At 38.7% G+C, this 22,070-nt stretch carries 19 protein-coding genes and 1 other RNA gene; 14 read left to right on the top strand and 6 right to left on the bottom strand.

Annotated elements, in window-relative coordinates:
• Window positions 1-292 precede the first annotated feature (292 nt).
• Both ABD985_RS05580 and ABD985_RS05575 read left to right on the top strand, forming a co-directional pair.
• On the top strand, window positions 293-3,673 hold the full coding sequence (locus ABD985_RS05580) for a methylmalonyl-CoA mutase family protein (protein ID WP_345369905.1): 3,381 nt from the start codon (window positions 293-295) through the stop codon (window positions 3,671-3,673).
• Window positions 3,674-3,808: 135 nt separating this feature from the next.
• A complete protein-coding gene (locus ABD985_RS05575; protein WP_345369903.1) occupies window positions 3,809-4,342 on the top strand; it encodes an NADPH-dependent FMN reductase in 534 nt (177 codons plus the stop codon).
• Between the two features lie 84 nt (window positions 4,343-4,426).
• On the opposite strand, the gene ABD985_RS05570 is transcribed toward ABD985_RS05575, so the two are convergent.
• Complete coding sequence (locus ABD985_RS05570; protein ID WP_345369901.1) at window positions 4,427-5,743, bottom strand: tetratricopeptide repeat protein; 1,317 nt, start codon at window positions 5,741-5,743, stop codon at window positions 4,427-4,429.
• A 311-nt stretch (window positions 5,744-6,054) separates the two neighbouring features.
• Window positions 6,055-7,161, bottom strand: coding sequence for a hypothetical protein (locus ABD985_RS05565; RefSeq protein ID WP_345369900.1), 1,107 nt, complete (start codon window positions 7,159-7,161; stop codon window positions 6,055-6,057).
• Window positions 7,162-7,670: 509 nt separating this feature from the next.
• Between ABD985_RS05565 and ABD985_RS05560 the strand changes: the two genes are divergently transcribed.
• The 11 genes from ABD985_RS05560 to ABD985_RS05510 all read left to right on the top strand — a co-directional run bounded on the left by ABD985_RS05560 (window position 7,671) and on the right by ABD985_RS05510 (window position 16,992).
• Entirely contained in the window at window positions 7,671-8,873 is a 1,203-nt protein-coding gene (locus ABD985_RS05560) for a hypothetical protein (protein ID WP_345369898.1), read from the top strand.
• A 319-nt stretch (window positions 8,874-9,192) separates the two neighbouring features.
• Window positions 9,193-10,227, top strand: coding sequence for a guanosine monophosphate reductase (locus ABD985_RS05555; RefSeq protein WP_345369896.1), 1,035 nt, complete (start codon window positions 9,193-9,195; stop codon window positions 10,225-10,227).
• 164 nt (window positions 10,228-10,391) lie between these two features.
• Complete coding sequence (trhA, locus tag ABD985_RS05550) at window positions 10,392-11,033, top strand: PAQR family membrane homeostasis protein TrhA (RefSeq protein WP_345369894.1); 642 nt, start codon at window positions 10,392-10,394, stop codon at window positions 11,031-11,033.
• A 33-nt stretch (window positions 11,034-11,066) separates the two neighbouring features.
• An RNA gene (ffs, locus tag ABD985_RS05545) (signal recognition particle sRNA small type) lies at window positions 11,067-11,149 on the top strand.
• Window positions 11,150-11,266: 117 nt separating this feature from the next.
• Window positions 11,267-11,923, top strand: a complete 657-nt coding sequence (gene fsa, locus ABD985_RS05540; protein WP_345369893.1) for a fructose-6-phosphate aldolase — start codon at window positions 11,267-11,269, stop codon at window positions 11,921-11,923.
• Window positions 11,924-12,094: 171 nt separating this feature from the next.
• On the top strand, window positions 12,095-12,298 hold the full coding sequence (locus tag ABD985_RS05535) for a fructose-6-phosphate aldolase (RefSeq protein ID WP_345369892.1): 204 nt from the start codon (window positions 12,095-12,097) through the stop codon (window positions 12,296-12,298).
• Window positions 12,295-13,002, top strand: coding sequence for a cell division ATP-binding protein FtsE (locus tag ABD985_RS05530; RefSeq protein ID WP_345369891.1), 708 nt, complete (start codon window positions 12,295-12,297; stop codon window positions 13,000-13,002). The genes ABD985_RS05535 and ABD985_RS05530 overlap by 4 nt, the downstream gene beginning before the upstream one ends.
• Window positions 13,003-13,275: 273 nt before the next feature.
• Window positions 13,276-14,535 (top strand): PAS domain-containing sensor histidine kinase, encoded by a 1,260-nt coding sequence (locus tag ABD985_RS05525; protein ID WP_345369889.1) that lies wholly within the window; start codon window positions 13,276-13,278, stop codon window positions 14,533-14,535.
• 473 nt (window positions 14,536-15,008) lie between these two features.
• Window positions 15,009-15,488, top strand: a complete 480-nt coding sequence (locus ABD985_RS05520; protein ID WP_345369887.1) for an Lrp/AsnC ligand binding domain-containing protein — start codon at window positions 15,009-15,011, stop codon at window positions 15,486-15,488.
• 268 nt (window positions 15,489-15,756) lie between these two features.
• Window positions 15,757-16,347 (top strand): Maf family nucleotide pyrophosphatase, encoded by a 591-nt coding sequence (locus tag ABD985_RS05515; RefSeq protein ID WP_345369885.1) that lies wholly within the window; start codon window positions 15,757-15,759, stop codon window positions 16,345-16,347.
• Window positions 16,348-16,395: 48 nt separating this feature from the next.
• Complete coding sequence (locus ABD985_RS05510; RefSeq protein WP_345369884.1) at window positions 16,396-16,992, top strand: DUF445 domain-containing protein; 597 nt, start codon at window positions 16,396-16,398, stop codon at window positions 16,990-16,992.
• A gap of 195 nt (window positions 16,993-17,187) precedes the next feature.
• On the opposite strand, the gene ABD985_RS05505 is transcribed toward ABD985_RS05510, so the two are convergent.
• From ABD985_RS05505 to ABD985_RS05490, 4 genes are all read right to left on the bottom strand, one after another.
• A complete protein-coding gene (locus tag ABD985_RS05505) occupies window positions 17,188-17,706 on the bottom strand; it encodes a shikimate kinase (protein ID WP_345369882.1) in 519 nt (172 codons plus the stop codon).
• Window positions 17,707-17,712: 6 nt separating this feature from the next.
• Complete coding sequence (locus ABD985_RS05500; RefSeq protein WP_345369880.1) at window positions 17,713-18,768, bottom strand: ABC transporter permease; 1,056 nt, start codon at window positions 18,766-18,768, stop codon at window positions 17,713-17,715.
• 265 nt (window positions 18,769-19,033) lie between these two features.
• The gene (locus ABD985_RS05495; protein ID WP_345369878.1) at window positions 19,034-20,152 is read right to left on the bottom strand and encodes a BT_3928 family protein; all 1,119 of its coding nucleotides are present in this window, start codon (window positions 20,150-20,152) and stop codon (window positions 19,034-19,036) included.
• A 53-nt stretch (window positions 20,153-20,205) separates the two neighbouring features.
• The gene (locus ABD985_RS05490; RefSeq protein WP_345369877.1) at window positions 20,206-20,757 is read right to left on the bottom strand and encodes a DUF1599 domain-containing protein; all 552 of its coding nucleotides are present in this window, start codon (window positions 20,755-20,757) and stop codon (window positions 20,206-20,208) included.
• Between the two features lie 359 nt (window positions 20,758-21,116).
• Between ABD985_RS05490 and folP the strand changes: the two genes are divergently transcribed.
• On the top strand, window positions 21,117-21,962 hold the full coding sequence (gene folP, locus ABD985_RS05485; protein ID WP_345369876.1) for a dihydropteroate synthase: 846 nt from the start codon (window positions 21,117-21,119) through the stop codon (window positions 21,960-21,962).
• Window positions 21,963-22,070 lie beyond the last annotated feature (108 nt).

Genomic DNA, 22,070 nt, shown 5'->3' with positions numbered 1-22,070 from the left:
AACAAAGAAGAAAGAGCGAGTCTCTTTTCACTTTAATAAACAGACAAACAAACCTCGAATAGGTTTTTGAACTAGGCTAACAAATAGTATTGCAAAAAGAAAGCAGCAAATGAACAAATAGTTTTTGGGTATAATTAATTTAAGTGGATGATGTGGAACTCCCTTACGGCGATGCGGTAAGGGAGTTTTTTTATCTCGGAAAAATTATAATTGTATTTTGTACATTTCGTAGGATAATGATATTTTACATTCAAAAGATGAAAATTTTTTTTCAACCTATTTCACTAACGAAATGCAAACTGACCATATTAAGGCTTACCAACCGAAAAACAAGATTCGTATTGTGACAGCAGCGTCCCTCTTTGACGGGCACGATGCGGCAATTAATATCATGCGTAGAATTATTCAGGCTTCAGGCGCTGAAGTAATTCATTTGGGACATAACCGTCCCGTAAAAGAGATTGTAGAATGTGCCATTCAGGAAGATGTGCAAGCCATTGCGATCACTTCTTATCAGGGAGGGCATATAGAGTTCTTTAAGTATATCTATGATATGCTAAGGGAAAAGGGCTGTAGCCATATCAAAATCTTTGGAGGTGGTGGTGGAACCATTCTGCCTTCTGAAATCGAAGAATTGCATGCTTATGGTATCGATGGAATTTATTCTCCAGATGATGGCAGGCAGATGGGCTTGCAGGGAATGATCAATGATATGCTACAGAAGTGTGACTTCCCTACAGGGGCTTCTGTGAATGGAGCCATGAATCATCTGCAGGAAAAGGATATGAAGTCCATTGGCCAACTGATTTCTGCCGTAGAAAATTATCCGGAAACGATTACCGAATCCATGGATAAAGTTCATACCATGGCCGCTGAGGCAAAGGTGCCCGTATTGGGAATTACAGGAACAGGAGGGGCTGGTAAATCCAGCTTGGTAGATGAGTTTATTCGTCGATTCCTGAATGATTTCGAGGATAAACGTCTGGCCATTGTATCCGTAGATCCATCCAAAAGAAAAACAGGAGGAGCATTATTGGGAGATCGTATTCGAATGAATGCCATTTCCAATGAGCGGGTATATATGCGGTCTTTAGCAACGAGACAATCCAATCTGGCATTATCCAAACATGTGAAGGAAACCGTTGATATTCTGAAAGCGGCACAATTTGATTTGGTGATTTTGGAGACTTCGGGTATTGGACAATCCGATACGGAAATTGTTGACCATTCGGATCTGTCATTGTATGTGATGACCCCAGAATATGGAGCGGCATCTCAGCTGGAGAAAATTGATATGCTGGATTATGCAGACCTGATCGCTGTCAATAAGTTTGATAAAAGAGGTGCTCAGGATGCTTTGAGGGATGTCAAAAAGCAGTACCAAAGAAACCAACAGTTGTGGTCTTCGGATCTGGAAGAAATGCCAGTCTATGGAACCATTGCCTCCCAGTTCAATGATCCGGGAATGAATAATCTTTACAAGGCGATTATTGAGGCAGTAGGTGAGAAGTTTCCGGGCGAATGGACTTCTCATATGGAGAAGACTACGGTTGAATCAGAGAAGGTGTATATTATTCCTCCGGCTCGTACCCGTTACCTATCAGAGATCAGTGAGACGATTAGAAACTATGATCAATGGGTAGAGGAGCAAGCAAAGAAAGCAGATGAGCTCTATAGTCTGAAACGTTCCTCTGAAGTATTGCAAGCACAGGAATTAGGAGAGGATACGCTGAACGTTTTGGGGCAAGCTTATACTTCTAAAGAAAGAGAACTTGATTCGGAGAGTTTGCAAATTATAGAGGGCTGGGAAGAGAAAAGACAAGCCTATAAGGAAGAGATCTTTACCTATACGGTAAGAGGTAAAGACATTAAGGTGCCAACCCATACCAAATCCCTTTCACATTCGAATATTCCGAAGGTCGTTTTACCGTCTTACCGTAACTGGGGAGATATTCTGAAATGGAGTATGCAGGAAAATGTGCCAGGTAGTTTCCCGTATACGGCAGGGGTATTCCCATTTAAGCGTCAGGGAGAAGACCCTACCCGTATGTTTGCCGGAGAAGGAAATCCTGAGCGTACCAATAAGCGTTTCCATTACTTATCAAAAGGACAGCCGGCAGCACGTTTGTCTACGGCATTTGATTCGGTGACACTCTATGGAGAGAATCCTGACTTCCGTCCGGATATCTATGGTAAAATTGGTAACTCAGGAGTAAATGTGAGCTGTCTGGATGATGCCAAGAAACTATATTCTGGGTTTGATCTTTCGGCACCGACTACTTCGGTTTCTATGACAATCAATGGACCTGCTGCCGCAATGACAGCCTTCTTTATGAATGCGGCTATTGATCAGCAGTGTGAGAAATATATCACAGAGCATGGACTAGAAGAGGAAGTGAATCAAAAGATAGAAGCAATCTATCAGGAGAAAGAGGTACCTCGCCCAGTTTATAATGGAACCTTACCGGAAGGACATAATGGTCTAGGTTTAATGCTATTGGGAGTAACTGGAGATCAAGTATTGCCACAAGGGGTATATGAGCAAATTAAGGCAGAGACACTTTCCAAGGTAAGAGGAACCGTACAGGCAGATATCCTTAAAGAAGATCAGGCACAAAATACTTGTATTTTCTCTACAGAGTTTTCGCTTCGCTTGATGGGGGATATGCAGCAGTACTTCATTGACCAGAACATCAGAAACTTCTATTCCGTCTCTATCTCAGGGTATCATATTGCGGAGGCAGGGGCGAATCCTATTACGCAGTTGGCACTCACCTTAGCCAATGGGTTTACGTTTGTGGAATATTACCTGAGCAGAGGGATGGATATTGATAAGTTTGCACCAAACTTCTCTTTCTTCTTCTCGAATGGAGTGGACCCTGAATATGCGGTGATCGGACGTGTTGCCCGTAGAATTTGGGCAAAAGCCATGAAGCATAAATATGGAGCAGGTGCTCGTTCACAAATGTTGAAGTATCATATACAGACCTCAGGTCGTTCCTTGCACGCGCAGGAAATTGACTTCAATGATATCCGAACAACACTTCAGGCATTGTATGCGATTTATGATAACTGTAACTCTCTGCATACCAATGCTTATGATGAGGCCATTACAACTCCAACAGAGGAGTCGGTAAGAAGAGCTGTGGCTATACAGTTGATCATCAACAGAGAGCTGGGGTTAGCTAAAAATGAGAATCCATTACAAGGGGCGTTTATTATTGAAGAACTGACGGACTTAGTAGAGGAAGCAGTATTGAGAGAGTTTGATCGTATTACAGAAAGAGGAGGAGTATTAGGAGCAATGGAAACGATGTATCAGCGTACCAAGATTCAGGAAGAGTCTATGTACTATGAGCACCTGAAACATACGGGAGAGTATCCAATTATAGGGGTAAATACTTTCTTGTCAAAAGAAGGTTCTCCAACGATTATTCCTCAGGAAGTCATTCGCTCTACAAAGGAAGAGAAAGAAGGGCAGATTGAAGGAATCAAGCATTTACATCAGGCAAATAAAGAAGCCGCAGAAAGTCATTTGCAAACCTTGAAAGAGAAAGCAGTGATGAATCAAAATGCTTTTGAGGCATTGATGGAAGCCGTTAAAACATGTTCTTTGGGACAAATTACACAGGCATTGTTTGAAGTAGGTGGGCAGTATCGTCGTAATATGTAAGGACCTCCCTAGTGGGGTGACTGTTTGGGTAGGAAGTCATAAGTTTCCTACCCATTTTTTTTATTTAAAAAGGATAACCTATAACTTCCGTAAAGCATTACATGGTATTTGAAAACCACAAAACTATAAAGCCAAATGAAAATATTAGCATTCGCAGGCTCTAACAGCAGCACTTCGATTAATAGACAATTAGTAACGTATACCTCATCGCTTTTTTCAGAACATGAGGTGGAACTATTAGATCTTAATGATTTTGAGATGCCTATCTATAAAGCCGATAGAGAGGAAGAAAGTGGTGTGCCTCAGCCAGCATATACACTAGCAGAAAAAGTCGATCATTCTGATATGATCTTATTATCGCTTGCAGAACATAATGGTGCTTATTCTGCCGCATTTAAGAATGTATTTGATTGGTTGTCCAGAGTGCCAGAGCGTAAAGCGTTTGGCGATAAGAAAATCTTTTTGATGGCCACTTCACCTGGAGCGAGGGGAGGAGCAAGTGTACTGGAAATGGCTCAAAAGCGTTTTCCTTATAATGGAGGGCATGTGATTGCCACATTTTCACTACCTAACTTCTATGATAACTTTAAGGAGGGAACTATTGTGGATGAGCAGCTGAAGGAGCAGCTGATAGAGCTGGTGGATCAGATAAAAAGGGAAGGAAAGTAGTGGTTAGTTTGAAGTCTGGAGTTAAGAGTCTGGAGTTTGTAGTTTGAATATTAAACTCCTAACTCCTAACTCCAAATTAAAAAACTATTGAGGTTGTGCCCCTCTAAGTTTACGAATAGCCTTAAACTCGTGTTTTACGACATTCTTATAAGCTCCGGCATAAGCATTTTTAAGGGCTTGCTCAGCAGCATCATAGTCACCAGCCTTTTTGTAGGCTACACCTAGTAAAAGGTAAAAAGTAACTTTTTGTTTAGAGGAGAATTGAGGATTACGAACAATCTTAGAAACCTGCTCGATAGCCAATCCATTCTCATTGGCTTGCATTTCTGCAGAAGCCCTCATGAATACGACGTTGATGTCACGTGCATTTCTCAATGAAAGTTCTTGATATTGATTAATGTATTCTACAGTACCGCTGAAATCACCTGCCTCAAAAAGTAATTGAGCAATACTTAATAGTTTTTTTGACTTGTCCGCAATATTTTTTTCTGAAGCCAGGGTTTTGATATAAGCGTCAATCACTTTATCACTTTCCTTATCTTTCATGCTGACTAGCTTCTTGTGCAATTGAGCAGCCTCATCATTTAGAGGATTTAAGCCAATAGCAATCTCTAAAGCCTTTATACTTTCATCGTAGTCCATGATAGAAGTGTAGGCATTGGCTAATGATAGGTAATAAGTATCCGTAAAGTCTTGTAGGTGAAAAGTAATGTTCCCTGGAAGTTCATCCTGTAACTTGCGTACAGTTTCAAACTCCCTTAGGTTGATTAGGGCAATGCAATATTGCTCATAATACATCTCTGTACCTGTAACGGGTTGTATATCTTGAACGATTTTTTCGGAAAGTTCCAATGCTTTTTCATGGTCTCCTACTTCATTGTAGTACATGGCAGCATAATAGCTCAATTCGAAAGTATCTCCAATGATCTTTTTCGCATCTTCTACATGTTTCTTCAAGTCTCGAATCATCCCATAACTTTCCAATTGATCAATGATCTTAAGCTTGTAATGATATTGAAACTCGATCTCTTTTGATGCTTTAAATGCCTTGTCATAGCTTTCGATCGCCTTGGCAACATCTTTAGATTGAGAATATAGGTCACCCATTAGGCCAAATGCTTCTGTATAAGCGGGATCTTTTTCCGTTGCTTCTTCTAAGGCTTGTATAGCTTCAGGAAAGCGTGCCATAGAGCTGTAAATACTGGCTTTTTTGTAGGAAAGTTCGGCATTGTTTGGCTCAATCTTAATGGCATTGTTTAGCATGATAATCGCATCTTCATAGCGGTTATTCTCCACCATAAATTGAGAGCGATCAATTAATTCCTGAACCTGCGCCTGTGCTTGTAAAGAAATAAAAAGGCTTGTGACCAATGCCAAGGCTAGGGGTAGTATTCTTTTCATTTTTTATTGAAATTTTAGCTTTGTAGTTCTATGGTACACCACATATACCATGATAGGTGAAAAATAGGTGAGATATATATACCTATGTGTCTTCAACGTAAAAGGGAGTGTACGTAGATCAGCAATAAATCCTATTTTTGATATAATTATATCAATTTTTGTGCACTTAAGGAGAAATAAAAGAAAAAAATATCACAGCATCTCATTATTCTATATTGGATGTCTGTGAATGAAACAGATATTTTTGTTTATCGATTATCACTTCTTACTGATTGTAAACGATAAGTAATAACCGATAAACAAAAAGGTATTTAATTATTCTTTCTAAAGTGAGAAACATTTCCTCGCATACCAAAGGTCAAAAGCTTTCGCTGATAGTCCTCTGCTTTTTGTCTATGAGTGAAATTGCCAATATATACCTGATAGGAAATATTTCCAGTGTATTGGTCAATCATGATATATACATCATCAAAGTATTCCATCATCATATTACAAAAAGTAAGGGCGGCTTCTAGATCTCCAAAATCCTCTACATGTACAGAGTATTGATTCTTTTCTATACGAACTCCCTCGGGATTATAGAGGTAAGTATGGTAAGGGTCAAAAGAAATATACTTTGTGAAATAAGTTGTCTTCTCGATGGACTGGTTGTTCTGTCCTTTTACATCAAAGAACCAATAAGCCTTAAGGATTTGAAATTGATTGGCTCCTTCATCTCCTTCTGCAAATAGGTAATAAGAGTTTCCTTGATCAGAAAGTTGCTTAGGAGTTCCATTACCTACATTGTAACAAGTGATAAGGTAATGGGTATCTGCATCGGCTGCTGTACCTCCCTCAGGAGCTTTAGGAGCAAAACGTACAAAATCCAGTTGACCATCATTGTTAAACTCTCCAAAAGATTCTACTCCTTCAAAGATACTGGAGAAAGAAGTTTGGACGATTCGTTTGGGGTTGGTAATGTCGAATAAATTATAGCATCTATAACGGCAGTTATCGCCTAAACAATCTTCTCGGAAAGAGATAAGGACAAGGTAGTTCTTTCCAAGAAAGGAAAATTCATTAGCCTGAAGAACGTTACTATAGTTTTGTCTTAGAGACATTTCCATCCCACAATAAAATTGGAATTCTTGATTGTTGAGAATAATACCAGTGGGGTTAGGGTTAAAAACAGGATCGTACTGATCACCGTTGATAAAGTAGATCTTGAAATCGATGCTGCTTTCTCCATATAAAGTAAGCGTACTGTCTCCTGATTCCATCGATCCCGTAGGGTATAACTCTTTAGTTACATTGACGGGTTCTTGTGACAGTTGAGCAGTTGCATACCAATTTCCTTCCGTTAGCGTTTGTGCCACGGTAGTTGTAGAAAATGTGATAAAGTAAAATAGGAGGAATAATAACGGATATACCTGTTTCATGTGAATAATGTTGGTTCCTTTTTCTTGTAACTTTAATTGGAGTACTTTTAGTATGTCAAGACTCTTATTTATTCCAAGTAAATGAGCTGTTCTTAGTCATTTTCTTGGGCTTGAGGATCTTGCTTTAGCTTCTTCTGATGAAGAATGATGACGATGATATATTTTTTAATGCTGCACGGGTGAATTACTTTATATAAAGTAACCCTACTGTAATATTTGTGCCATAATTTTCTGTTCGTGCTGGGCAAAGTTAAAAAAATAATAATCTTTGTAATATCTTATTGTATACTGTAGAGGAAACAATGCCGTTTTATTCTTTGTAAACCTTTGTGAGGTCGGTGGTTTGACCTTTTTGCTTAGTAAATTGTCCTCTTATTGTCTCCAGGGTCGAAACCTTTGTTTGTAGACACAGTTATTTCATATCAATGATATAAGGCTTAAAAGCCATCTTTATAGTTTATAAAATAAATCTGAGGAAAAGAGTATTGTTCTGTAAAACCATTTAACTAATGAGTAAAAGAATTTTGAGGAAAGGAATATACCTGACCACTTTGTTGATGTTGATTTTTGCTAGTGGATATGCACAGTCCTCTAAGTTGAAAAAAGTGAGTATTCTTGTAAAAGATGGCAAGCAGACGAATCATCATTATGTGCAGATTGTTGCCTTGGCGGCAGGAGCTACTTGGATGAAAGTAGGAGAGTCTAGTCAGTTTGATAAGTCTGTGTGGGTTCGTTTTAAGCCACATATTAAAGTGCATTTATCATCAGGTGATGGACAAAAAGAGATCATGGGGCAGTTCAAAGATGATAAAGGAAATATTTCGCCAGTAGTGACGACCTCCGTTTTGCTGGATACCCAACCTCCAATAGAGCCCTTTGTACAATTTGATAGTCCTTCTGGTTTTCATACAGATCTAAATAGTATGAAAATAGGTGTCATTTTAATGGCCCATGACGCTAAGTATTACAAGGTGAGTAATACGTCCAATTTTAGTATGCTGAAATGGCAACTGTATCGTAATGATTATATCGAGTGGGAACTGGAGAAAGGAGATGATGGCATTAGAAGGGTGTTTGTACAGTTTAAGGATGATGCAGGTAACGTGAGTCATATTGTAAAGGATGAAATTATTGTAGACCGTATGCCTCCTATGGGGGTGAGTGTGAATATCAATAATAGCAGTCGCATTACCAGCATGCAAGATAAGGTAGTTCGACTGAAGTTTACAGCCATAGAAGCAGACTCTATGCGTATTGCCCAAAGTGAGCATGAGTTGGAAAAGAAAAAATGGGTATCTTATATTAATGCTGATACCTTAACCCTTAACGAGGGAGATGGAGAAAAAAAGGTTTTTGCTCAATTCAAAGATAAGGCAGGGAACCTGAGTATTATAGTACAAGATAATATTGTATTGGACCTAACACCTCCTGAGAATTTATCCATCCAAATTAATAAAGGAGAAAAAATAACCGATAATGATGAAGGAAAAGTACACTTGTCCATACATGCAGAAGGAGCTATGTTTATGAAGATAAGTAATAACCCTGCATTTCAGGGCGCCAACTGGAGACCTTACATTCCAGAGGTTCGTCATTGGAAATTGGGCGACACGAGGAATGGTGTGAAGAAAGTCTTTGTGAAATTCAAGGATAAGGCGGGTAATGTATCATCAGCGGTATCAGCTTCTATTGAACTGAAAATAGGAAGCTAGAGGGAGGGGACTCTTGTGGTTGCTTCCAGAGAAAGGATGAAGGATTAAGGATAAAGGATGAAGGGTAAACAACTCTTATAGCTGTCTTGATAAAAGGAGAGAGTTAACAACCTTCTACCTCTTACCTCTTACTTTTCACCTAAGTTAAGGGCCTTTGCTAACGTAAGAAAGCAGAGGCCTTTTTGCGTTTACCAACAAACGTCATTTCAATTTGATGATAGATTTTATAGCTTCCTGAGTAATATAAGGGTAGCTTTGGCCGCAAGGCTTATCCTTGTAAAATGTTTTATTTGTTGTAGATCTATTAAAGTACTGGGTTATGAACATTAGGAAGGCCTATAGTTTTGACGATGTGTTGATCGTTCCAAAATATAATGCGATTCGCTCAAGGAGGGATGTTACCTTTGAAACCAAGGTTTCGAAAAATCATAATATAGGAATTCCTATGCTGATCGCAAACATGGATACGGTTTGTGAGGCTCCTATGGCAATTACAGTAGGGAAATTAGGGGGATTAGGTGTCATACATCGTTTCCTGACTATTGAAGAGCAAGTGAATGAGGTGAAGGCTGTAAAGGAGGAAGGGTTACTTTGTGCGGCAGCATTGGGAATCAAGGATTATGAAGCCCGATTAGAAGCTTTGGCAGAGGGAGGAATGGACATTGTTGTGTTGGATATTGCCCATGGTCACTCTGTAATGGCAAAAGAGACCTTGGATTATATTAAAAAGAACTACCCATCCATCGATGTGATGGTAGGGAATATAGCGAGTAGAGATGCCGCTAAGGAGTTTGTTGATTGGGGGGCAGATGCATTGAAAGTAGGAGTTGGGCCGGGGTCCATGTGTACGACTCGAATTATGACAGGTTGTGGGGTTCCCCAGTTGACTGCTATTGATGAGGCATTCAAAGGAACTAATGGTGCTATTCCTATTTGTGCTGATGGTGGTATCAAGCAACCTGGAGATATAGTGAAAGCGATTGGGGCAGGAGCAGATAACGTCATGGTTGGATCAATCGTTAGTGGTACAGATGAAGCACCAGGAGAGATGATTACGGTAGAAGGCAGGTCCTATAAAACATATAGGGGAATGGCTAGTTTTGATGCCGCAGTCAGTAAAATGAAAAAGGATAAGCAGAAGGTGACGGAAGTAGTGAGTGTAGAAGGAGAGAAGACACTGGTACCTTACAAAGGTCCTGTGGAGCCTATTATTAAGAAATATCTGGGAGGGTTAGCTTCTGGAATGACCTATAATGGCGCTCAGACGATTGAAGCCTTAAAAGGTAATGTAGAGTTTGTTGAAATGTCTACCCTTGGGTTAAAAGAAAGTATCGCCCATGGGAAACGTGACTAGGAACTGTATTTAGAAATATTCTATGGAAAACTTATGTACATAGGATGGAAGTAAGAAGGGCGTATGAGGTTTCTCATATGCCCTTTTTTTTCTTGAAAAATAAGACAGATTGAATAAATGTAAATAACAGTACGACTTAATAACCAGATTAAAAGTTAACAGCTATGTCAGTAATTAAACCAGAAACTCCCCGTGAAGAAGTAGCCAATGCTATTACACACGGCATGGGGGTAGTACTTAGCATTGTGGGGTTATTAGCTTTGCTATATCGGGAAGACCCCGATTTTCATTCTCTCAAAACCGCTAGCTTTTCCATTTTCGGGGGAAGTATGATTGTCTTATACCTAGCTTCTACGTGTTATCATGCATTCTTTAGAAATCCTAGACTATATCGCTTCTTCCAGTTGATGGATCATTCCGCTATTTATGTCTTGATCGCCGGGACCTATACGCCATTCTCTTTGGTAGCGCTAAAAGGGGAGCAGGGAGTTGTGATGTTTTTCTCTATTTGGGCTTTAGCAGTATTGGGAGTAATCTTTAAGTTATTCTTTATTGGAAAATTCAAGAAACTGTCTTTGATGATGTATTTAGGAATGGGATGGTTAGGTATGGCGTATTATAATGAATTAATGACGGCTTTGGAGTTGGAAGGATTTAGCTTAATTCTGATAGGAGGGTTGTTTTATACACTAGGTACGATATTCTATATCTGGGAAAAGCTGCCGTTTAACCATGCGATCTGGCATTTGTTTGTTATGGGCGGAAGTGCATCCTTATATTTTTGTATTTATTTTTATGTGTGGTAGGATTTAATTAATAAAGTTTCTACCTTTGTCACCTGTCAGGGCGAATAGCTCCCAATGACTCCCCCAGGTGCGGAAGCAAGCAAGGGTATTTGGTTGAGCATTGCGTCCTGGCTTTTTTTATTTTCCCCTTTTCTTAGGACGTTCTGTCCATAAAAAACTCCCCCTATTTTCATGTATCTTTTGTGATCTGTCCTATATTTGTTTTTCAAATAAACGACATAAACATAAACTACATGAAATTCTTTATTGACACAGCTAATCTTCAGGATATCCAGGAAGCTTATGAGTTAGGCGTATTGGATGGTGTAACCACGAACCCTTCTTTGATGGCTAAAGAGGGAATCTCTGGTTTAGAAAACCAAAAAGCCCATTACAAAGCAATTTGTGATATTGTAGATGGAGATGTTAGTGCTGAAGTAATCTCTACCGATTTGGAAGGGATGATTGCAGAAGGAGAAGCACTAGCGGCTATTGACCCTAAGATCGTAGTGAAAGTACCTATGATTAAGGATGGTGTAAAGGCTATTAAGTACTTTTCAAGCAAAGGAATCAAAACAAACTGTACGCTAGTATTTTCCGTTGGGCAGGCAATTCTTGCGGCTAAGGCAGGGGCGACTTACGTATCTCCTTTTATTGGTCGATTGGATGATATTTCATCTGATGGAATGGCTTTGATTCAGGATATCGTAGAGATCTATGAAAATTTTGGATTCGAGACACAAGTATTGGCTGCATCGGTGAGACATACCATGCACTTGGTGGAAGCTGCGCGTTTGGGATCTCACGTGGCTACTTGTCCACTAAATGTGATCACAGGTTTATTAAAGCATCCATTGACCGATATTGGTTTAGAGAAGTTTTTGGCTGATGCCAAGAAAATGGAAGTATAATCGTGCGTTAAATAGTATTTGGAATGAATGTTCTTTCCTTCAAGAAGGAACATTTATTCCAATATTTGTTTAGTAAGGAAATAGGACAATCCTGTGTTAATAGGAAATATTTTTTATCAAATACAGGTAGGAACTGATTAAAGTATTCATTAATAAAAGGAGCGCATAACTATGTATATCATTAAGGTGAAGGGGAAGGCAAAAATTCCAGATTACATTCAATTACGTGACGAGAATTTTGTCTTGGTAGCATATTTCAGAGCAGACCGACCATTGAAAAAGTTAGAGAAATATGGCTTAGAAGGTAAGGAAGAAGCTTTACAATCACTGATTGAGAAGCTTCCGTTTGGGAAGTTACAACCTTTAGAGATATGAAGGATACGGTAGTCAGTTTTAGAGGGGTAACAGTAGAGCAACAAGGCAATTCGGTATTGTCAGAGGTTTCTTTTGATGTTGCCAAAGGGGAGTTTCTCTATCTATTGGGCAAGACAGGAAGTGGTAAGTCTTCTATTCTTAAGACCATGTATGCTGATCTGCCTTTTCGTGTAGGTACTATTGTTATCTCTGATTATGAGCTAGCTAAGTTACCACAGAAGGAGCTGCCTTATCTAAGACGTAAGCTAGGAATTGTTTTTCAGGACTTTGAATTATTGACAGATCGAACAGTAGAAGATAACCTATTGTTTGTGATGAAGGCGACTGGCTGGAAAAAAGAATCCTTGATGCAACAACGTATGGATGATCTTTTGACCTTGGTAGGCCTTGAAGCTTATCGAAAGAAATATCCTCATCAGTTGTCTGGTGGGGAGCAGCAACGTGTAGCGATTGCCAGAGCCTTAATTAATGATCCTGTACTATTGTTGGCTGATGAGCCAACGGGAAACTTAGATCCTGTAGTCGCTCAAGATATCTTGAAACTATTTATTAAGATCAATCAACAGGGTACTGCCGTAATTATGGCAACACACTATCACAATTTTTTGAAAATGCACCCTTCTAGAGTGATTTTTTGTGAAGAAGGCAGGTTGAGAGATATCTCCAAAGCACAAGTATTGCAACGTCTTGATCTGGGGAGTTAAGAATTTGCTAATAATTATTTTTGTGATATAATAATTATTAATTTACTAACCTCCCATTTTTTCAACTTTTCGAGGGGGAAAACTACGTACTTACGATTAAATAGTGCAATAATATTAATTTGTATTGGAAGGGTAGCTTGTTATTAAGGATTGCTGCCCAATAAGATACAATAACCTAAGGTTACTTTTACAGGTCATGCTGTAGATGCCTTTTGATTTATTAACCCTATTGCACTTGTTATGAGCCCTACAACTACTTTATCATTTTTTCTTGTGGAACTACCTTTAGAGGTTGTGATGCCTATATTGAGTAGTTGTACTTTTATACTAGGAGCAGTTTTGTCAAAGAGTAAGTTGAGGGAGCAGGATAAGTTACCCGTTTCTGTGGAGGCTTGCGCTAAAGCATTGGATACCGCTATGATGGTGATGACCGTTAATGAGTCGGGTAAAATCACCTACATGAATAAGCTCATGTTAAACTTTTTGGGGTATGAAAAAGGTAAATCAGGAGTTTTGCAAATAGATGATGTGTTGGATGCTGTTTCTGTAAACTATTTTAAACAGGAGGTACAATTACTCAAAGAAGAAGGTGCTATAAACCTGGAACTATGCTTTAGAGGGAGTCAACAACAAAATATGTGGGGGATGTGTACTTTCACCAAGTCCCGAAATACCCAAACCAATGCTTTAGAGTACATTGTGTTAGTCGTAGATATTTCTCATCGTAAAAAAATAGAACATGTTTTTCGTCAACAACACTGTGATCTGTTAAGCCAAAAACAAGAGTTATTGAATAGTAATAAGGCAAAAGATAAATTCCTATCGATTTTAGCACACGACATCAAAGGACCTTTGAATGGTTTACAAGGTTTTACTACACTTCTGGTGAGTTATATTGAGCAATTGTCAAAAGAAGATATCCATGAAATGGCTTATGAGCTAAGAGGTTCTTTAGATAATCTTTATAAGCTACTAGAAAACTTATTGGAATGGTCGAGAGCCCAAAATGGTCGTATGGAGTTGCATTTTGAAGAGGTCTCTTTGAAAGTATTGGTAGATCAATCCAAGGCTTTATTAATTAATCTTAGTGAAGGAAAACAGATTACCATCAAAAACCTAATAGATGAACACTTGATGGTAATGGTTGATGTAAATGCAATGGCTACAGTTTTAAGAAACTTGTTGTCTAATGCACTTAAATTCTCTAATAGAGAAGAAGTGGTTGAAGTGAGTGCCGTAGAAGAACAGGATACTGTTTTGATCGCAGTAAAAGATTATGGAATAGGTATGCCGAGTGTCATCAAGGACAAACTATTTAGAGCGGATGAAAAGGTGAGTACACCGGGGACAGAGCAGGAAAGAGGTACAGGACTAGGACTATTGCTTTGTAAAGAGTTTGTAGAGAAAAATAACGGTACGATCTGGGTGGATAGTGTAGAGGGAGAAGGAACAACTTTTTGGTTACGCTTGCCTTCTGCTAGAAATTCACATAAAATCTTTCAACAAAAGCATAAAAAAGAAACAAATCTATAGTTTCCCTAGTTATAGATTTCAGGGTATAAAAAAAGGTACATGAAACATTCATATACCTTTAACCTTAACCAATAAACAACACATAAAATAAACACATGCTTGAAATCAGTGAGGGATTGCACCCCATATACCCCTCCTCGGGCTGATTTTTTAGAGAATTATTCTCTGATAACACTACAAATGTAAGGTACTCATCCATGAAAAAAAAGGAATTTAAACTTATTAAATAAAAAAACGCAGGGTGATTTTGGTCAACAAAATCAATAAAATAAGTGTCATAAAACCCCTTAAATACAGTGTTGCGGTCTTTTGGTATGTTATACTATATTTTGAATAATAGTAAGGGGTACGTTTATAGCCTTTACTCATTTTTATATTTTTTTAAAGGGCAAAAAAACACTTACAATGAAAATTCATACCGGATAAATTATATCTTTGCGGCAGGGATCGTTTTTTGAAAAATTTACAATAGAATGGATAAGCATTTAGAGATTGACGAAATTGATGTCAAGATTCTTACGGAACTTCTCAAGGATGCCAAGACTCCTTATACGGAGATCGCTGAGCGTATCCCAGTTTCTGGTGGAACAGTTCATGTTCGTATGAAAAAGCTGGAGAAAATGGGTATTGTAAGAGGGGCGACATTGGATATTGATTTTGCCCGATTAGGATATGATATCACGGCGTTTTTGGGTATTTTTCTTGAAAAGAGTTCTTTGTACGATACAGTGAGTAAGGAGTTGGAGAAGATTCCTGAGATTTTAACCTTACATTATACGACAGGTGACTATAGTATTTTTGTGAGAATTGCCTGTAGAGATACGAACCACCTGAGAGAAGTACTCCATGATAAAATTCAGCGAGTACCAGGGATTTCAAGAACAGAAACCTTTATCTCTTTGGAGGAGAAATTCAGCAGACCGATATCCTTTGCCAAGGATTATGGTGTGTAGTAGGTCTTTAGGTAGAGTTTGTTGATTGAATCATCAACTCCAAATGTATAAGTAAGAAAAATTATTATGAAGCGGGGCCGTCTCATAACGAACTGTTAAGTGAAATTATTTTCAGAGGGATAAAAGGAGAAAGGATGAAGGAAAATACCTTTTAAAAGGGTGCTTTTCTTCATCCTTTCTCCTTCAACGTCAACAACGTATCTCATTTGAATGATTTTCATTTTTGTTGGAGTTATGAGGTTGTCTCGTTTTTATTTTATACTATAAAATGAACTTAATCGTAAGTAAAAAAATTATTCTGGCTTCCAAGTCTCCCCGTAGGCAACAATTATTGGAGCAGATGGGACTTTCTTTTGAGGTAAGAACCAAAGAGGTGGAAGAGATTTTTCCTGAGGAAATTGAAGCAGCAGATGTAGCAGCCTATTTAGCATCCCTTAAAGGAAAAGCATTTGAGGGGACATTGGTGGAGGAAGAACTATTGATTACTTCTGATACCGTAGTCGTAAATGATGGTAAGGTATTAGGGAAGCCAGCAGATGAACAAGAAGCCTTACAAATGATTGCAGGGATGTCGGGAAAAAAGCATCAGGTATATACCGCAGTTTGCTTGGCCACAGCTGACCATCAGGAGGTTTTCACGGACTGCACAGAAGTCGTATTCCGTTCTTTGAGTAAAGAAGAGATTGCTTATTATGTCTCGACCTATAAGCCGTACGATAAGGCAGGTGCCTATGGTATTCAGGAGTGGATAGGGTTAATAGGGATAGAGCGAATAGAAGGAAGTTACTTTAATGTTATGGGGCTTCCTACTGAAAAGCTTTATACTTACCTTAAGCCATATATCTCATATGAGAAGTAGCGATTCTATTTTTGAAAAAAGTATATAAAACCAATTAATTGAACCATTATGCTAAACTATTTTTTACCTGTTATTGCCGCTGCAATCGGATGGTTTACCAACTATGTAGCCATTAAGATGTTGTTTCATCCTAGAAGACCGGTAAAAGTTTTATTCTTTACGTTTCATGGTATATTTCCTAAACGTAAACCGATGTTAGCCCAACGGTTGGGACGTATTGTAGCCAGGGATTTATTCTCTCCGGAAATGATTAGTGCCAAGATTAATTCCAATGAAAGTCATGACCAGATTAAAGGAGCAATTATGGAACAATTGGATGCCTTTCTGGAAGAAAAGCTGAAAGGAGCTGAGGCGATGTTATTGATGTTTGGTGGAGATCAAATGGTCACCCAGATTAAGGTAAAAGTAGAAACCATGGTTGATGAGATGGTTCCTCAAATGACGGTCAAAATCTCTGAGAAGATTGATCAAGTAGATATCGAGCAAATGGTCGTTCAAAAAGTAATGGAATTTTCGGATGAAAAGTTTGAAGACCTATTGATGTCGGTAATCAAAAAAGAGTTAACCTTTATTGAGGTAATGGGGGCTGTTTTGGGCTTTATGGTAGGATTATTACAATTGTTGTTAGTGAGTCTTTCCGCTTAAAAATGTTTATCGTTTACCGGTTATCGCTTAAAAAAAGTTTATCGGTTATCGGTTATAGCTTATCGTTTATGGTTAAAATAATTTTCTTAACCGATAACCGATAACCGATAACCGATAACCGATAACCGATAACCGATAACCGATAACCGATAACCGATAACCGATAACCGATAACCGATAACCGATAACCGATAATTAACAATGCTTGGAGACGAAAGCACTAATTCTCTCTGACAATTGTAATGGGGTGCCTTCTGAGGTATCTATACGATAGTCTGCTTGCATGTAAAAAGCTAACCGGTCGTTTCTTTTCTCTTCTAATGCTTTCTGTACGTTTTCTAGACTTTGCTGATCATCGACCAGTGGCCTACTTCCTTTTTGCTGAAGGACTCTTTCGGCTAATAACTTCGTAGGTGTATCTAAAAAGATGGCAAGTCCCTGCTCCTTGATAAAGCCCATATTATTGAAAAAACAAGGAGCTCCTCCACCAGTAGCAATAACGGTGTTTTCTGGTAATGTAGTTTCCAGAACCTCTTTCTCTATTTTTCTAAAGTAGTCTTCTCCTTTTGTGGAAAAAATATCAGGAATACTATTCCCTTCTTTTTCTTCGATTGCTTGGTCCAAGTCAAGGAAATTATAGTTGAGGGCCTCTGCTAGGTGATGCCCTACTGTGCTTTTTCCACAGCCAGGCATTCCAATTAAGTAAATTCGCATGAATGTTTAGTTTAGTCGGATACGAGGGTCTAGTCCTGCGTACAGGATGTCGACAAATAAGTTGATGAGTACAAAGATTCCAGAGATCATTAAAGTAGCACCAATAATAATTGGAAGGTCAAGATATTCTACGGCTTGTATCGTCTTCATGCCTATTCCTTTCCATTTAAAAATATACTCTACAAAAAATGCACCTGTAATCAGGGAGGCCATCCACCCCGAAATAGCTGTAACAACCGGGTTTAGGGCATTTTTAAGAGCGTGCTTAACGATGATCGTAAAAGGAGGGAGTCCTTTGGCTTTGGCGGTAAGGATATAGTCTTGAGAAAGTACATCCAGCATGGCATTACGGGTAAGTTGTGCGATGATCGTCAGCGGACGTATCCCTAATGTTAAAGCTGGAAGAATGATATTTTTTAATTGTAACTGCCTCCCGTAGATAGGGTCTGTTTCCCATAAAGATCCTGTCATGTTTAAGTGCGTATAGTCAGACAGGTAGTACCCAAAAGTAATGGAGATAACAATGGCAGACACAAAAGATGGAGTAGAGATACCTAAGACAGAACTACTCATCAGAAAGTTGTCAATGTAAGAACCATAGTTTAAGGCGGCAATGCCTCCTATGACAATCCCAACGATTGCTGCAAATACAATGGAGACCAAGGTGAGCCATAAGGTACCTGGTAGATGTTCCAACAAGATGTCGTCTACCCTTTTATTGGAACGGAATGAACGTCTTAAATAGGGAGATTTCAGTGTCAAGGCATGCTCTCCTAAAGGCAGCAGTAACCAATAGTCATATTTGCTCTTATTTTCTTCCGTATTGGCATGAACGCTTACCACTGATAGGTCATTGATGTAGATCACAAATTGCTGGAGCAATGGTTGATCTAGTCCCAGCTCTTCCCTCATATGTTGACGTGTTTCCATGGAGGAACTGTTTCCGGCCATCATATTTACGGGGTCACCAGGTAGGGTGTGATAAAGCAGGAAGGTGACCACGACCACTCCAAACATAACCAGGGAGCCGTTAAAAAGACGTCGGACGATAAACTTTACCATAAGAGAAGATTTGTTGTGTATGATCAGTTATTCAAATAACGAAAGGCTTTTTTATCTAGTATATTTCTTTATTTATCGGTTATAGCTTACCGTTTATGGTTAAAATAATTTTCTTAACCGATAACCGATAACCGATAACCGATAACCGATAACCGATAACCGATAACCGATAACCGATAACCGATAACCGATAACCGATAACCGATAACCGATAACCGATAACCGATAAGTTATTTCCTAGCTTATCAAAGCTTTTCTGGAATGACTATAACAAAGGCAAGAGGATCTCTGCAGAAGGCGTATCATTGTAATGCCATTTTCCTGCAACTACACCATCTTTTAATAGTATAATACCTGGGTTAGAGCGAATCATGGCTTTTAGTACGGTAGCATCTCCTATAGCATAAGGCCATTCAAGCCCTTTTTCCTGAGCAAATGCCTTATAGTGTGAAGGATCTGCTGTCAGAGTGACAACCTCAATACTACTGTCTTTTAGTGAATTTTGTAATTTTACAAAATCATCAAAAGGAGCCTGGTTGGCTTTGCTAACGAGCTCTATGATGATGACTAATTTATTTCCACTAAGTAATGTGTTGGTATAATCATTACCATCTGCATCGGTGAAGTTGAAATCTGGAATGGGAGAGATGCAAGCTTCTTCATTCAATAGGCGAGAACTGACATAATTATATCCAGGCTCAGTTGGATATTTCTGAAACTCAAACTCCTCTCCACCTTTTTCCATAATATAGACATACTGACAAGGAGTAGTGGGAGATAGTAATGCTGGAATATTTGCTCCAATCTTATAGGGTCTAAAGTCTACAATAGGAAGGTGCATAAGGGCATATCCAGCAATACCCGCACAAGCAAGGGTGCTTGCAGCAACCATAACGGTAGAAAACAAAGAAGTATAATTAGCACTTCTGTTGTAAGGATGTGCAAAGATTAACAGGGTAGCGACCAATAACACCAGATCCTTAGTGAAGGATTCCCAAGGGGTAAACTTAATAGCATCTCCGAAACAACCGCAATCTGTTACTTTATTGAAGTAAGCAGAGTAGAAGGTTAAAAACCCGAAAAAGAGAAGTAGTCCCAGTATTGCCTTAAGGGTATATTTTTTACGGTAACCAAAAAGTAAAGCGGTACCAAGAATTACTTCTAACGATGAAATGACAATAGAGAAGATCATGGCGAGGGGAATAAGCCCCAGAAAGAAATCTTCCAAAAAAGGAGCAAAGGAAGATACATCATCTGCAAATACTGTAAAGTATTCTTCTAGTTTGATTGCTGTTCCCTTTGGATCATTCACCTTGATCAGTCCTGAGAATATAAAGGTGCCTCCTACAAAAAATGTTAGTAATTTGCTTGTCAATCGCATCATGTTGTTAAAGTTAATCTGTTTTCTGTAACCTGTTACCTTCTACTTTTTGCCTATTACTTCTCTTTATCAAATCCCATCAAAATCAGCGCAAATACTGCGTAGTTGATCATATCCTGATAATTGGCATCTACTCCTTCCGATACTAAGGTATTTCCTTTGTTTTCTTCAATTTGTTTAACTCTCAGAAGTTTCATCAGGATAATATCCGTGATACTACTCACCCGCATTTGTCTCCATGCTTCTCCGTAATCATGGTTTTTGTTGAGCATCAAGTCCATAGTTTCCTGAGCGTGCTTTTCATAATGTTCCATCACCTCTTCTGTTGTAAGCTCCAGGCGATCGTCTCCTTCTAGCGCTAATTGTGTCAACGCCATTACGCTATAGTTAATGATGCCAATAAATTCACCTTGAAGGTTATCCTCAATTTTTTGAGTACCTTTTTCTTGTATAGAACGGATGCGCTGTGCTTTGATATAAATTTGATCGGTAATAGAAGGCAAACGTAGAATCCTCCAAGCTGTACCATAATCAGAGGTTTTCTTCTCAAAAAGTGCTTTGCATTTGCTAATCACTGCCTTGTACTCTAGCTCCGTATTCTTCTCCATGGATAAGGGGTATTACTGCCGTTTGATTGAAAAATATAATAAATAGGCTCGAATTTACGAATATTCTAATATTAATAGATCGGGAATGTTAAATTTAGAGGAGTATTTCTTCAAACTTATGGTTAAAATCATTTTCCCAAAGTAAATACAGGCCTGAGCATTGAATTGTTATGGAGGAAAGTAAATATGATAAGAGAATAACGTACCTTTAACTTTATTTTAGATGAGTACTGACTTTTTATACTCATTTAAAATAGATGTTAGAGAAACTTATTCCAGACTTGGAATATTTAAAGAAGTATTCCGAACAACTTTTTTAGTAAGTGTTTGGAGTAACAGAATAATAAAGGTTACAGACAGTGTACAAGTTTAACGAATTTACTGAGCGAAAAACGATTTGTATTCAAGGAAAACTAGTATCCTTGGAAGTTCCTAAGGTCATGGGGATTTTGAATGTCACTCCAGACTCATTTTATGATGGGGGAAAGCATGCCCACATAGATTATGCTTTTCAACAGGCTCAAAAAATGCTGGAAGAAGGAGCGGACATTTTGGATATCGGAGGATACTCTTCTCGTCCTGGCGCAGAGGATATATCGGTAGAAGAAGAAAAGAAAAGAGTTTTACCGATCATTAAGACCTTGTCTGAGGCATTTCCGCAGGCATTGATTTCTATAGATACGTTCCGTTCAGAAGTGGCAGAGGCTGCCATTCAGCAAGGGGCGCATATAGTAAATGATATCTCTGGTGGACAATTGGATCAACAAATGCTGGAAGTTGTAGCGGGCTTGCAAGTGCCATACATTATGATGCATATGAGGGGAACACCGCAAACAATGCAACAAAAGACACAATATAGCGATTTGGTTGGTGAACTGTTGGATTTCTTTCATCAACAAGCAGATAAGTTCCTGGCTGCAGGTGGTAAAGATATTATCATTGATCCGGGGTTTGGTTTTGCTAAAACGGTGGAGCAAAATTATCAGTTGCTGCATTGTTTAGGTGAGCTACGGATCTTGAATTATCCTATTTTGGCTGGGCTTTCTCGTAAGTCCATGATTTATAAAAAGCTGGATATCACCCCTGCTGAAGCGTTGAATGGTACCACTGTATTGAATACAATCGCAATACAGAATGGCGCAAGCTTATTGAGGGTTCACGATGTAAAAGAAGCCAAACAGGTGATTCAATTGTTGAGAGAATAGATATTCCATGGAATATCCTTTACCTTTGTTAAGAATACAATTGATCCTTGTGGTCAGTCTTTATTTACCATTCCGATTATCACCAATTAAAAATACAATAGATTGTTT

The organism is Algivirga pacifica (assembly GCF_039543525.1).
Lineage (GTDB): Bacteria > Bacteroidota > Bacteroidia > Cytophagales > Flammeovirgaceae > Algivirga > Algivirga pacifica.
The sequence above is the reverse complement of the archived record's forward strand: the minus strand, read 5'-3'. Positions and strand labels throughout refer to the sequence as shown.